This window comes from Streptomyces himalayensis subsp. himalayensis (assembly GCF_013778455.1).
GTDB lineage: Bacteria > Actinomycetota > Actinomycetes > Streptomycetales > Streptomycetaceae > Streptomyces > Streptomyces himalayensis.
On record NZ_JACEHE010000002.1, the window covers coordinates 478704 to 492734 of the forward strand.

Here is a 14031-nt window from a genome sequence, read left to right on the forward strand (position 1 = left end):
CCCCGTCTGTTCGCAGGCGGGGCCGGTCTTTGTCAGCCTGATAGTCAGCATCCATTTCGGTAGCGCGGTACGGAAGGACGGTCCCCGTGACGGAGGCAGCGGAGCTCCCCCCGGTTCCGGAGCAGGCCCGGGCGGTATTCGGCGATCGCTTCGCGGACGCAGTGCGGTACGCGGAGCTGCTGGCCGATGTGGGAGTGCAGCGCGGCCTCATCGGTCCTCGCGAAGTCCCTCGGCTGTGGGAACGGCACCTGCTGAACTGTGCCGTGCTCTCCGAGGTCGTACCCGAGGGCGTGACGGTCTGCGACGTGGGTTCCGGCGCAGGGCTCCCCGGTATCCCGCTGGCCCTCGTGAGGCCCGATCTGAAGATCACGCTTCTTGAGCCGTTGTTGCGGCGCACGAACTTTCTCACCGAAGTGGTCGAACTGCTCGGCCTCGACCATGTGACGGTCGTGCGTGGCCGCGCCGAGGAGGTCCTCGGCAAGCTGCCGCCCGTCCATGTGGTCACGGCACGGGCTGTCGCCCCCCTGGACCGGTTGGCGGCATGGGGTGTCCCCCTGCTGCGTCCGTACGGCGAGATGCTTGCTCTCAAGGGCGACACCGCCGAAGAAGAGATCAAGAGCGCAGGGGCTGCCCTGAGCAAGCTCGGTGCGGTCGACGTCTCGGTCCTGCACGTAGGGGACGGAGTCGTGGACCCGCCCTCCACGGTGGTGCGCGTCGAGGTCGGGGAGAGTCCGGGTGGCGTACGGTTCGCCGCCAAGCGGGCCAAGGCCGCACGGACAGGACGGTCTCGGCGCCGTCGCTGATCCGTCCTGACGATCACCCCGTACTCCACACAAGCCGCCAAACCGACGCAAGTCGGAGTGTCGTGCGAGCTCGGCCAGGGGCCGCTATGCATCGTGTTTCACGTGAAACGTCGCTCACTGCTGCATGGCATCATCAGTCGCGGCCGCGCTGCCGCCGAACCGCGCGACCGTCGGCCTCTCGGTTCCCTCGGAGGAGGCACGGAGTTTTCCACAGAGGTGGAATCGTCCACAGAAGACCGGGCCTCGCTGGTTCACGACCCCGAAAGCATGGGAGGCTCTGTTCATTGCGAGCCTGTAGTCGAGGAGAGTGAATCGTTGCGGTCCGACGCCAACATCGCAGGGCCGATGACCGATCCGGTCCCCGGTCCCCGTACCGAGTCGGCAGGGGAGGATGTTTCACGTGAAACACCGCCCCCGATGGACGACACCCCGATCGGTCGCGCTGCCCAACTAGCGGTGGAGGCTCTAGGCCGCGCCGGGGAGGGACTGCCGCGACCTGAGGAAACCCGAGTCATGGTGGTCGCCAACCAGAAGGGCGGGGTGGGCAAGACCACAACGACGGTCAACCTTGCCGCCTCGCTTGCTCTGCATGGCGGACGCGTCCTGGTGATCGACCTTGATCCCCAGGGCAACGCATCCACCGCACTGGGCATTGACCATCACGCCGAAGTCCCGTCCATCTATGACGTCTTGGTCGAGAGCAAGCCGCTCTCCGAAGTCGTCCAGCCGGTGCCCGATGTCGAGGGCCTCTTCTGTGCCCCTGCCACGATCGATCTCGCCGGTGCGGAGATCGAGTTGGTGTCGTTGGTGGCGCGGGAGAGTCGACTGCAGAGGGCCATCCAGGCGTATGAGCAGCCGTTGGACTACATCCTCATCGACTGCCCTCCGTCGCTGGGTCTGCTGACGGTCAATGCCCTCGTGGCCGGCGCCGAGGTTCTCATTCCGATCCAGTGCGAGTACTACGCGCTGGAGGGGCTGGGCCAGCTTCTCCGCAATGTGGATCTGGTGCGTGGACACCTCAACCCTGCTCTGCATGTTTCGACGATTCTGCTCACCATGTACGACGGCCGGACCCGACTGGCGTCTCAGGTGGCGGAAGAGGTGCGCAACCACTTCGGTGAAGAGGTTCTCCGCACGAGCATCCCGCGCTCCGTGCGTATTTCCGAGGCGCCGAGTTATGGGCAGACGGTGCTGACATACGATCCAGGGTCGAGCGGTGCTCTCTCGTACCTGGAGGCGGCGCGGGAAATCGCGCTGCGCGGGGTGGGCATCCATTACGACGCACAGCAGGCCCACGCGGGCGCTCAGAATGATCAGCAGAATATGGCGGAGGGGATCCAGTGAGTGAGCGACGAAGGGGTCTGGGGCGCGGCCTCGGCGCCCTGATCCCAGCGGCCCCGACAGGCGAGAAACCGGTGCCCCCGGCGGCGAATGGTGCACCGGCCGCGTCCTCCACCGCGCCTGTCCTGACCGCGGAACGAGGAGTGGCGGCCGCGAAGGTGACCACGCTGCCCCAGAGCTCTGTTTCACATGAAACGGCGGAGCCGTCGAATGCTGAGGCGGAGTCTCCGCAGAGCCAGGCCGGAGCTCACTTCGCTGAACTGCCCCTCGACTCCATCACGCCCAACCCACGCCAGCCGCGCGAGGTCTTCGACGAGGATGCCCTGGCCGAGCTCGTCACCTCGATCAAGGAGGTCGGGCTCCTCCAGCCTGTCGTCGTCCGGCAGCTGGCGCCCTCGCGCTACGAGCTCATCATGGGCGAGCGGCGCTGGCGCGCCTGCCGTGAAGCAGGACTGGACGCCATCCCGGCGATTGTGCGGGCGACGGAGGACGAGAAGCTCCTCCTGGACGCGCTTCTGGAGAACCTGCACCGCGCTCAGCTGAACCCGCTGGAAGAGGCTGCTGCCTACGACCAGCTGCTCAAGGACTTCAACTGCACGCACGATCAGCTGGCGGATCGGATCGGCCGGTCCCGCCCCCAGGTCTCCAATACGCTCCGGCTGCTGAAACTCTCGCCGGCCGTGCAGCGCAGGGTTGCCGCCGGAGTACTCTCCGCGGGTCATGCGCGCGCTCTGCTGTCCGTCGAGGACTCGGAGGAGCAGGACAGGCTCGCGCACCGCATCGTGGCCGAGGGTCTCTCCGTGCGGGCGGTCGAGGAGATCGTGACCCTGATGGGTTCGCGGCCGAAGAGCACGGCGAGGTCCAAGGGACCCCGAGCCGGAACCCGTGTCTCCCCCGCGCTGAGCGATCTCGCGACTCGTCTCTCGGACCGTTTCGAGACGCGGGTGAAGGTGGACCTCGGCCAGAAGAAGGGCAAGATCGTCGTCGAGTTCGCGTCGATGGATGATCTGGAGCGCATTCTAGGAACGCTCGCCCCGGGCGAAGGACCGGTTCTGCAGCACGGCCTCACGGGGGATGCTTCAGAGGAAACGGAAGACTGAGCGGCTCTCCACGGAGACTGAGCGCCATCGAGCGGCGTAAACGATCTGCCGCGCAGAAAGAGCGGGCCCTGTCCGGTCTGTACCGGAACACGGCCTGCTCTTTGCTTTCAGTCGGTATCGATGCAATCGCTGCACGGATACCATGCGAACGGGTTTGGCGTATCTCTCTAGCGGCACCTTATTGGGGAGGCGGGGGCCATGCGATCGGTGAGCCGCACCGGACTGGTCACGACAGGCCTCGGGCTTGGGGCGGTCGGCGGGTTCGTCGGTAGTCTGCTCAGGGAACGGAGCGCTCTGACAGCCGCCCGTGATGCGGCGGGCGAAGGAAGTGAGGAACTGCCTTCATGGGGCGTCGGCTCGTACCGCTCACGCTGGACAACCTTCCGGATCTCCCCAAGCGCTGTCGCTCATGCGTCTTCTGGGAGCTGGATCCGGTCAGTGGGCAAGCCGCGCTGAAGGCGGGGACGCAAGAGCTGGAGAAGGAAGCCTGGATCTCTGCCGTGCTCCTGGAGTGGGGCTCCTGCGGACGAGTCGTTTACGTCGATGATGTTCCTGTGGGCTTCGTCCTGTACGCGCCCCCGGCGTATGTGCCCCGATCCATGGCCTTCCCCACAAGCCCTGTCTCGCCGGACGCCGTCCAGTTGATGACCGCCTTCATCACCCCCGGCTATCAGGACCAAGGTCTCGGCCGCGTCATGGTCCAGACGGTGGCGAAGGATCTGCTGCGCAGAGGCTTCAAGGCGATCGAGGCATTCGGCCACGCACAGTGGAAGGAACCCGCCTGTGTGCTGCCGGCGGACCATTTGCTCGCGGTGGGCTTCAAGACGGTCCGGCCCCATCCCACGTATCCACGGCTGAGGCTTGAGCTGCGTACGACGCTGTCATGGAAGGAAGATGTCGAGATGGCCCTGGACCGACTGCTCGGAGCCGTCCAGAAGGAGCCGGCACTGCGGCCCCTGTAGAGCCGCTAGAACAAGACGAATGGGCCAGCCCCGAAGGGTTGGCCCATTCGTGTTTCACGTGAAACAGCGCCGCCGTTTACTCGGCGATGAAGTCCTCGAGGTCGCGAACGATCGCGGCCTTCGGCTTCGCACCGACGATGGTCTTTGCCACCTCGCCGCCCTGGTAGACGTTTAGCGTCGGGATGGACATCACGCCGTACTTCGCGGCGGTGTTGGGGTTCTCGTCGATGTTGAGCTTCACGACTTCGATCTTGTCGCCGTACTCGGCCGCGATCGCCTCGAGGGACGGCGCGATCTGGCGGCACGGACCGCACCAGGCGGCCCAGAAGTCCACCAGAACGGGCTTGTCGCTCTTGAGCACGTCCTGCTCGAAGGAATCGTCGGTCACATTCTTGAGAGTGCCGGCCACGGCGGGCTCCTTAACTGTTGTGCGGTGGGGCGGGTGATGGTCAGACGGTGGCCGCAGCGGTCTCGCTGTCCGAGAGGGCCGCGAGGTAGCGCTCGGCGTCGAGGGCCGCGGAGCAACCGGTGCCGGCGGCGGTGATCGCCTGCCGGTAGGTGTGGTCGACGACGTCGCCGCTGGCGAAGACGCCGGTGATGTTCGTCCGGGTTGAGGGCGCGTCGACCTTCAGGTAGCCCTCGTCGTCGAGGTCGAGCTGACCCTTGAAGAGCTCAGTGCGCGGGTCGTGGCCGATCGCGATGAACAGACCGGTCACGGGAAGCTCGGAGGTCTCGCCCGTCTTGACGTTGCGCAGCGTCAGCCCCGAGAGCTTCTGGTCGCCGTGGATCTCGGCCACCTCGCTGTCCCACACGAACTTGATCTTGGGGTCGGCGAAGGCGCGCTCCTGCATCGCCTTCGAGGCCCGGAGGCTGTCGCGGCGGTGGACGATCGTCACCGACTTGGCGAAGCGCGAGAGGAAGGTGGCCTCCTCCATCGCGGTGTCGCCGCCGCCGATCACGGCGATGTCCTGATCCTTGAAGAAGAACCCGTCACAGGTGGCGCACCAGGAGACGCCACGACCCGAGAGAGCGTCCTCGTTCGGCAGGCCGAGCTTGCGGTGCTGGGAGCCGGTGGCGACGATGACGGCCTTGGCCTCGTGCACAGTGCCCGCCGTGTCCGTGACGGTCTTGACGTCTCCGCTGAGGTCCACGGCGACGACATCGTCCGGAACCAACTCGGCACCGAAGCGCTCGGCCTGCGCGCGCATGTTGTCCATGAGCTCGGGGCCCATGATGCCGTCCTGGAAGCCGGGGAAGTTCTCGACCTCGGTGGTGTTCATCAGGGCGCCACCCGCGGTGACGGCACCCTCGAACACCAGCGGCTTCAGCGACGCGCGCGCAGTGTAGAGCGCCGCCGTGTAGCCGGCGGGCCCGGAGCCGATGATGATCACGTTACGGACGTCGCTCACGGCTTGATTCCTCGTCTCTGGGGACTGCTTCACCTGGTGCCGGTGGAGCCCGTTTCCGGGCTCTCACCCACCCAACGGATCCTACGGGGCGCGCATTCCCCACGTGCCCGAGCACCCGGAGGTGTGCCGACGCGTGAGGCTCCGGCGTTCCGATGATGCAGGCGCTCAGGGATGGGCGTACGAGCGGGTGAGCAGGACGTTGCCCTCCGAGCCGGGTGACTGCTTGGTACAGGCAGCATCGACCACATAGGCCGAGATCTTCGCTGGGTCGGACTGATGCGGCAGCACGACGAGATAGGAGCTCGTTCCCTCGTAGGTCCCCTTCTCTACGCCGAGGGCCGCATCGCTTCGGCCGATGCCTGCCCGGACGCAGTCTGGAACCTGGTCCGTGGGCTTGATCATGGGCGCGTTCGATTTCGGGTCTTCAGGAGTGGTCTCGGCGTCGAAGGATGGCGGGGAGCTGCCGGCGCGGGGTTCCGGGGACGAATCCTTGGCGAGGAGATCCCCCACCTGCTCCTCCAGCGTCGCTGTAGAGAAGGTGCGCGCGGAAGCGGCGTGCCCCTGCGTGGGCTCGTCCGACGGGGAGCCGCTGAGCGACTGCACAAGAAGGGTGCCCAGTCCTATCACGGCCGCTGTGAAGACGCCGCTGAGCACAAGAGTCCTGCGGCGGCGGTGGCGGACCTGGCTCTGGCGCCCCGGGCCGGTGGCCCCGCGCGGGCGTCCCGCCGGCCGGTCCGTTGGGCTGTCAGGTTCAGCCGCGCTGTCAGGTTCAGCCGCCCCCGCTGTTTCACGTGAAACATGGACGACCGTGGTCTCTTCGGTCCGTGGCGCCGTAGCGTCAAGCAGCGCTTCCGCGGCCAGCGCCGCGTCGATCCGCCCCGCGACGTCAATAGGCATCCGCGACGGGCCCGGAAGGGTGCCGAGCAGGCCTCGGATTTCCTCCAGGGAGTCGTACACATCGGCGCAGAGCGCACAGGACTCCAGGTGCCGCCGCACATCGTCAGTGTGCGAGGGAGAGAGGAGACCCTCGGTCAGGTCGGAGATTTCGGTGACGTCCGGATGCCCGGCCGTGCCGGTCGAGGAACTCACGCGCGCCCACCTCCGCCCTTCACTGCATCTGGGTCTTTCGGCTCTGCTGCTGGTGGGACGGATGTCTCCTGCGTCCGGTTCCTTCCAGCACCCGCATCCGGCTTCTTGCTCTCGCTGCCGCTCTCATCGCTGCTGCCGGCTCCTGCCCGCAGATGCGTGAGCAGCGGGAGCAGTCTGGCTCTGCCGCGCGCGCAGCGGCTCTTCACCGTTCCTGTGGGCACATCGAGAATGCGGGCGGCCTCGGCGACCGGGTAGCCCTGCATATCCACCAGGACCAGAGCTGCACGCTGATCTGCGGGCAGGGTGTGCAGCGCCTTCAGAAGCTCGCGGTGGAGGTCATTGCGTTCGGCAGGCGCGGCCGCGGACTCGTGCGGCTCGAGGAGCTGCTCCAGCCGTTCCGTTTCGTTGACGGGAGACGTCTTGCGCGAGGCGGCCTTGCGTGCCCGGTCCAGGCAGGCATTCACCGTGATCCGGTGCAGCCATGTCGTGACGGCGGACTGTCCGCGGAACGTATGAGCCGCTCGGTAGGCCGAGACCAGCGCGTCCTGGACCGCGTCGGCGGCTTCCTCTCGGTCCCCCAGCGTGCGCAGCGCAACCGCCCACAGTCGGTCGCGGTGGCGCCGTACGAGCTCGCCGAACGCGTCCTTGTCCCCCGCAACGTGGCGGGCAAGGAGGTCTTGATCGCTTGCTACGCCGAATCCGGCGTCGTCCACCACCGGGCCCCCTCCCCTCGGTGAATGCTCAGCCGCTGAACTTCACGTCCGTGACGCCCTGCTTGTAGCCCGTGTTGCTGTACTCGTCCGCGGGCGCCTTCGGTAGCGCGGTGAACCAGACCAGCACGTAACGGCTCTTCACCGGCTTGTCGGCCTTCACCTTTGCGGTGTCGCCGCTCGTCGTCACGGTCTCGATCTTCTTCATGGAGCTGAGTGATGTCGACGAACTCATGGAGTCAGTCGCGTACAGAGTGACCGTCGTGTGGTCACCGGCATATCGGAGCCCTATTGAGGCTGCCGACACCGCTTGCTCCGAGCCGAGGTCGTAGACGATACCGACGCCCGGCTTGTAGGCGGGGTTCATATCCGGACCGTCTATGTAGCTCCTGGTCCGCCAGTACGTCGAGCTATCGCCGTCGTACGTCTTGCCCACGTCGGACGGGGCCTGGGCATCGCCCTTCGCCACGTACTCCTGGGCGCCCTGAATGGTGATGGGCTTCGCCGACGGCTCGGACGCGGCGTTGCCCTTGTCGTTGCCGTCGTTGTTCTGCGTCGGGGTGGTGTCCTTGGATTTCCCCTGGTCCATGAGGGCGTCCGCGAGCTGCCAGCTGCCGAGGCCGAGCGCCGCGATGAGCAAGGCGGACACGGCCCACTTGAGGGCCTTGCCGGTACGGCTCTGCAGCGGGGGCGGCGGTGTCGGCACCGGGGCGGTGGCGCCGGGAACGGCCTGGGCGCGGGCGTATGTGCCCTGCTGGTACGTCGTGCGCTGATACTCGGGCGGCGTCGTGAACGCCGGCTCCGGCGGGCGGATGCGGGGCATCTCGCCGATCGCCTTCACCAGTTCCTCCGGCGTGGTGCACGGAGGCTCCTGGCGCGATGCCGTGGCGCCGTCGTTGACCAGGGCGCGCATCGCGAGTTCCGACAGGCCCCGGTGCACTCCTGCCCGTACCTGATCGGGGGCGATCAGCCCGACGTCCTTGGGCAGCCCGGAGAGACCGAAGGCGGCGTTCTCGTACGGCCAGCGTTGGGTCAACGCCGCGTAGAGCAGCGCGCCGATGGCCTCGGTGTCGGTGCGCTGGGGGGTGTCGGAGCTGATGCCGCGGAGGGCGGCGTTCACGGCGAGGCCGCGGATGCGCCACTGGCCGGACGAGGTCCGCAGCACGGAGCTCGGCGTCAGACACAGGTGGGCCAGGCCTTCGCGATGCGCTGCGGCCATGGCCTGGGAGACCTGGTTCACCAGTTGGTACGCGTCGTGCACCTCGAGAGGGCCGGCGGCCAGGAGAGTCGTCAGCTCCGTGGCATCCGGCAGCCACTCGTGCACGACATAGACGAGGTCGTTCTCCTCGACAGCGTCCAGGACCTGGACGAAGCGGGGATCGCCCAGCAGCGCCGACGAACGGGCCGCGGCCAGCACCGAACGGGCCCGCGGATGATCGGCAGGCAGCAGATGCACGCCGACGGCGCGGCGCAACTTCTCGTCCACCGCACGCCAGCTGCTGAACCCGTCCAGACGGGTGACGCATTCCTCGAGCCTGTAGCGTCTGGCGAGCTTGTGGCCGCTGTGCAGTTCCGGTGGCGAGGCCTGGACCGGCGCGGTCTCCGGGGTGACGTCCCCGCGCGCCTCGTCCGTTTCATCGCCCGCTGTGTCCCGCTCCCCAGTGTGGGCCGCCCCGTCGGCCGTGGCCTCGTCCGCCTTGGCGGCCAGCGGCTCATCACCGCTGTTGTCTGCCACGTCGACGGCAGCCGTGCTCCGTTCCGCCACCGTCGTTCCTGCCTCCCCATCCATTGCGCTCTGTTCAGACGCCAAAGCCAATTGTGCCCACAGTCCGACGCTATGCACGACACACGGTGGTCGGCGATGGTTGTGCGCGTACCCGGAGTTCAGCGACCCAGGCGTCCGCGAACCATACCGACCATCGAGTTGAGCTCGGCGATCCGCATCCGCTTTGCGGCGACGTAGAACACTGCGAGGAGCGCGATGCCGCCGCCGAGCAGGGCGGCCAGCGAACCGAAGACGTCCTGCCCCAGCGCCTGGGTGATCCCGTAACAGGCAGCGCCGGCCAGCAGTGCAGCGGGCAGCGAAGCGATACCGAGGCGGGCATACGTACGGATGACGTGGGTGCCGTCCAGGTCGCCACCCAGGCGCTTGCGCAGCCGCCGCCAGGCGACGCCCACACCGATCGCGTACGCGAGGCCGTACGAGGCGGCCATGCCGACCACGGCCCAGCGGGACGGAAGCACGACGAAGCAGAGCCACGAGGCTACGGCGTTGACGGCGGCCACGATGAGCGTGTTGTAGAAGGGGGTCCTGGTGTCCTCGTATGCGTAGAAGGCGCGCAGCACGACGTACTGAACGGAGAACGGGATCAGGCCGAGACCGAAGGCCATCAGCATGTAGCCCATGTTCGTGGCTTCGGCGCTGCCTGAGGAGCCAAAGATCAGCGTGCACATCGGGATGCCGAGTGCGATGAAGCCGAAGGCGATGGGCACGATCGCGACGGCTGTGGTGCGCAGGCCCTGGGAGATGTCGTCGCGTACCGCGCCGGTGTCGCCGTCATGGGCGGAGCGCGAGAGCCGCGGCAGCAAGGCGGCCATCAGCGAGACCGTGATGATCGCCTGCGGGAGACCCCAGATGAGCTGTGCGTTGGCGTAGGCGGCGAAGCCGGTGCCTTCGACCCCTTCAGCCTTGGAGTCAATGCCAGCCGCCGTGGACAGCTGAGTGACGATCATGGCGCCCGCCTGGTTGGCGAGGACGAAGAGCACCGTCCACTTGGCCAGCATCGCGGCCTTGCCGAGGCCATGGCCCTTCCAGTCGAAGCGCAGCCGCAGCCTGAACCCGGTCTCGCGCAGATACGGGATCATTGCCAGGGCCTGGACGACGAGCCCGAGGAGGATTCCGACGCCGAGGAGCCGCTGGCCCTCGGGGGGGATGGTCTCGACCGTCATCTCGGAGTTCGCCGCGGTGCCGTACACCCAGAGGAACATTCCGAGCGTCACGATGATGACGATGTTGTTGAGGACCGGGGTCCACATCATCGCGCCGAACCTGCCCCGGGCGTTGAGGATCTGCCCCATCACCACATGGATGCCCATGAAGAAGATCGAGGGCAGGAAGTAGCGGGTGAAGGTGACGGCGACCTCGTTTGCCGCGGCGTCACGGGCGATCCCCACCGACAGCGCGCTGACCAGGAGCGGCGCGGCGAACATCGCGAGCACGGTGAGTACGCCGAGGGCCACCATGACGAGTGTCAGAAGGCGGTTGGCGTAGGCCTCGCCGCCGTCATCGTCGTCCTTCATGGCGCGCACGAGCTGTGGCACGAAGACGGAGTTGAGTCCGCCGCCGATGGTCAGGATGTAGATCATCGTCGGCAGTTGGTAGGCGACCTGGAACGAGTCGCCGAGGAGTCCGAGGCCCAGGGCCGAGACGATCAGTGCGGAGCGGATGAAGCCGGTGAGCCGGGACACCATCGTGCCCGCCGCCATCACCGCGCTCGACTTCAGGAGGCTTGCCGCCCGGCCGGTCTTCTTCCCGGCCGAGACAGGAGCAGGAGCGGGTGCGGGCACAGTGGGCGGCTCGATGGGCGCGGTGGGCGCGGAGGACGGCCCGGTGGACGGTGCCGGGACTGCCGAGGGTCCGACGGGGGGACGTCCGCCGGGCCCGCTCTGGTCCCGGAAGAGATGCGCGAAGGCGTCCGGCTCGTGGCGCTCATCGCCGGCCTCGGTGACAAGGTCGTCGACGCCGACGAACTGCGTGGTGCGCGCGTCGTCGCCGTACGGCAGCTGCCGACTCGGGCCCTCGGGCTCCGGGGGAGGCGTCTGCGCCCAGATGCGCGGGTCAGGAGAGTGCTGGGGGGTCGGCGGCTGTACGTAGAGCTGTTGCGTCTCCTGGTAGGCGCCAGGAGGCGGCGGAGGGTGCGCCGAGCGGTCGTAGAGCGCCTCTGTCACAGGGTCCTGGGCGGTGAGGTCCTGATCGCGGTACGGATCGTGGGCGTAGGCGTCCTGGAAGTACAGGTCGGCGGCAGGCCCCTGGCCCCCCTCGGGAGGGCCGGGTGGCATGCCCTCGGACGATGCGGAACCGCCCGCGCCTTGGCCACGGTCACCGTCGTACGGCGCGTTCATGGTCTACCCCACCTCATCGTCCCCGGGCCCACCGGCCACGACATCGCTCAACGGTCCACTCTCTCACCCGTGCCGGACGGGTCGGTGCTTTCCGGTGCGGTGTCCGGCGTCGGGTCACTCGGCTGCCCGGGATCGGCGGCACCGCTCTCCGCGCGGGACTCCTGCTCAGGGCCGCCCTCCGGAGCGTCTGCCTGCCGGGCGGTCGCGCGCTTACGCTGCGTGTACATCCGGAAACCGGCGAGTACGAGCAGCAGCAGACCGCCCGCGATGACCAGCATCACGGAGGGCGGAACCTCGGTGACCTCCAGGTCGAAGCTCACCTCAGGGCCGTATCGCTGCCCGTCCTCGGTGTACAGCTGGGCGATCACCGGGACGGGGCCGTTGGCATTGGTCGTCGTGGTGAACTTCACCGTCTGGCTGTGCCCGCCCGCGACTCTGACGGGCTGCTCCTGATAGTCGCCGTCACCGATCTGGAGCCGCTTCGGCTTCGTCGAGGTGAGGCGCAGCACGAGACGGTCGACGCCCTGCACGAGATTGTTCTGCACCGTCACCGGGATCGTCGCGCTGCGGCCGGAGAGCTTCGCAGGGGACTTGTCGATCAGTTTCACCTGCTGGGTGAGGCCCTCCAGGTACGACTGCACGCCGTCACGGAACTGCTGGGCCTCAGCCGCGCGACCTCGCCAGGACGTCGACATCTGCCGGTCGATGGCGCGGCCGAAGGGCGTGACCACGCGGGACGAGTCGGTGAGGATCACCGTGAAGCTGTCGAGCGCCTGCTGCGTCTCCTGGATGGCTTCGAATGCGGACTGCGGCAGTTCCTGCTTGCGCAGCGCCGACGGGTATTCCTTGGTCGAAGGCACCTGGGCCGTGGCGTCCGGGTCGGGCTTGGCCTTGGCAGCCGCGGACAGATCCTGGGCCTCGGACCAGCGGTCCTCGTCGAGTGCCGTCAGCGCCGTGGCCATGGTCTGCGCCTGGCTCGCGGATGGCATGCGCTGCGGGGCGACAACGATGCTGCGCTGTTTCTGCGGCTCCTGCAGCGTGATCATCAGGCTCTGTGCGAGGAACTCCTGCACGGCGAGCGTGGACTTCTCCGCGCCCGTCATGTCTCCTTCGAAGGCGGTCGACAGGCGGGCGTCGGCGACCACGGCCGTGGTGCCCCCGCCGATCGGCCGGGCCGCATTGGGGGTGTACGTCAGCCCGCTGGTCTCCTGCATGCTGTCGCTCCGGGCGATCACCATGTCGGCGCCCGCAGAGGTGGCCACTTCGACGATGGAGGGGTCAACCGCTCCCTCCACGGGCCAGGCGAAGTCGGTGCTCGGTTTCACGTGGAGAACCGTCTCCACGGTTCTGATTGCCGCGTCAGTGGCGTCCTTGAGGTGACCCAGGGAGCCGGAGACGTTCTTGCCGTTGTGCGCGAGCGAGGCCAGGTCGGGGTCGGCGAAGGGCAGCGCGACGACTTTCTTGTCCGCCACGGCCTTCTCGAGATTGTCGAGCCACTGCTTGGCGACAGCCTGGTTCTTGCCGGCGATGGTGCCGTTGGTCGCCCGGATCCGGTAGCTCCTGGTCATCGCGTCGACGGAGGCCAGGAGATCCGGGTCGATGACCCAGGTGACGTCCAGGTCGGCGCCGAGAGCCACCATCCGCTCCAGCCGGCCGCCCGGGGAGATCTCCTCGGCCAGGCTGTCGTCCTCCAAGACCGGAGTCTGCTGCTCGTCCGAGCCGGTCTCCGCGGTGACGTGCGTGGACGAGATCAGCGGCCACAGATACGTCGTCCTGGTCTTGGTGTCCGTCTCGCCGGGCTGCCACGGCAGGAACGTCCTCTGGACGCCGAGCACCTGCGTCCAGGGTTGAGCTGCGGTCTGACCCGTCAGGGTGACGGCGAGCTGATAGACACCGTCGGCACCGAGGTCCAGTTCCTTGACGGGAACCGAGATGCTGAAGGTCTGCGGGACGCCGGGCGCCAGCTTGGCGAACTCCTTGACGTACTCGCTGCTGATCTGGTTGCCGTCCGCCCCCGGGACGTAGCTGGTGCGCTGTGCCGCGCTGTCGATCGCGCTACGGCTGTTCAGGGGCGGCCCCACCCGCAGGCTGACCTCGGCGGTGGTTACTGTCTGCTTGCCGCTGTTGGTGACCGTTCCGGAGATGGTGAGGGTGTCGTCCTCGCCCGGGGCGGTGGGGGTGAGCGAATTCACGGCGACATCGACGGTGCGTGAACCGGTCGCCTCGGCCGCGGAGGTCTTCGCGGCGGCGTGTGAGACAGGGGTCTCGGGCAGCTGGACCAGACCGGCCAGCAGCGGCACCGCGACGAGCAGAGCCCCTGCACGCCGCAGCCACCGGCGGGCAGGTGAGGGACTTGTCCCCGGGAAGTCTGCCGCCTCGGCCACGCGCTCGTCCGTCCTCGTGTCGTCAGTGGTCGTCGGAATGTGCGTCCACGCATGGTAACGATGTGCGCTCCGGTGAAGTGCCGCGGAGCGCTCCGCAAGATCGGACGACCG

11 protein-coding genes are annotated in these 14031 nt (G+C 67.7%); 4 read left to right on the plus strand and 7 right to left on the minus strand.

Annotated features, from left to right (window positions below):
- Positions 1-86 precede the first annotated feature (86 nt).
- The 4 genes from rsmG (at position 87) to H1D24_RS05975 (ending at position 4206) form a co-directional block, all read left to right on the plus strand.
- Complete coding sequence (gene rsmG, locus H1D24_RS05960; RefSeq protein WP_181656294.1) at positions 87-803, plus strand: 16S rRNA (guanine(527)-N(7))-methyltransferase RsmG; 717 nt, start codon at positions 87-89, stop codon at positions 801-803.
- A 267-nt stretch (positions 804-1070) separates the two neighbouring features.
- Positions 1071-2147 (plus strand): ParA family protein, encoded by a 1077-nt coding sequence (locus H1D24_RS05965; RefSeq protein WP_181656416.1) that lies wholly within the window; start codon positions 1071-1073, stop codon positions 2145-2147.
- Complete coding sequence (locus H1D24_RS05970; protein WP_181656295.1) at positions 2144-3244, plus strand: ParB/RepB/Spo0J family partition protein; 1101 nt, start codon at positions 2144-2146, stop codon at positions 3242-3244. Before H1D24_RS05965 ends, H1D24_RS05970 begins: the two co-directional genes overlap by 4 nt.
- Positions 3245-3588: 344 nt before the next feature.
- Complete coding sequence (locus H1D24_RS05975) at positions 3589-4206, plus strand: GNAT family N-acetyltransferase (RefSeq protein ID WP_181656296.1); 618 nt, start codon at positions 3589-3591, stop codon at positions 4204-4206.
- A 76-nt stretch (positions 4207-4282) separates the two neighbouring features.
- Here the strand turns inward: H1D24_RS05975 and trxA are convergent, their stop codons facing one another.
- From trxA to H1D24_RS06010, 7 genes are all read right to left on the minus strand, one after another.
- Positions 4283-4615, minus strand: a complete 333-nt coding sequence (gene trxA, locus H1D24_RS05980; protein ID WP_067281759.1) for a thioredoxin — start codon at positions 4613-4615, stop codon at positions 4283-4285.
- Positions 4616-4655: 40 nt separating this feature from the next.
- Positions 4656-5615: a thioredoxin-disulfide reductase gene (gene trxB / locus H1D24_RS05985; protein ID WP_181656297.1), complete on the minus strand. Its 960-nt coding sequence runs from the start codon at positions 5613-5615 to the stop codon at positions 4656-4658.
- Between the two features lie 165 nt (positions 5616-5780).
- The gene (locus H1D24_RS05990) at positions 5781-6704 is read right to left on the minus strand and encodes an RsmA family anti-sigma factor (protein ID WP_181656298.1); all 924 of its coding nucleotides are present in this window, start codon (positions 6702-6704) and stop codon (positions 5781-5783) included.
- A complete protein-coding gene (sigM, locus tag H1D24_RS05995) occupies positions 6701-7417 on the minus strand; it encodes an RNA polymerase sigma factor SigM (protein ID WP_181656417.1) in 717 nt (238 codons plus the stop codon). The genes H1D24_RS05990 and sigM overlap by 4 nt, the downstream gene beginning before the upstream one ends.
- A 28-nt stretch (positions 7418-7445) precedes the next feature.
- Positions 7446-9179 (minus strand): protein kinase family protein, encoded by a 1734-nt coding sequence (locus H1D24_RS06000; protein ID WP_181656299.1) that lies wholly within the window; start codon positions 9177-9179, stop codon positions 7446-7448.
- 119 nt (positions 9180-9298) lie between these two features.
- Complete coding sequence (gene murJ, locus H1D24_RS06005; protein WP_181656300.1) at positions 9299-11536, minus strand: murein biosynthesis integral membrane protein MurJ; 2238 nt, start codon at positions 11534-11536, stop codon at positions 9299-9301.
- 47 nt (positions 11537-11583) lie between these two features.
- On the minus strand, positions 11584-13920 hold the full coding sequence (locus tag H1D24_RS06010) for a DUF6049 family protein (protein WP_181656301.1): 2337 nt from the start codon (positions 13918-13920) through the stop codon (positions 11584-11586).
- Positions 13921-14031: the final 111 nt, after the last annotated feature.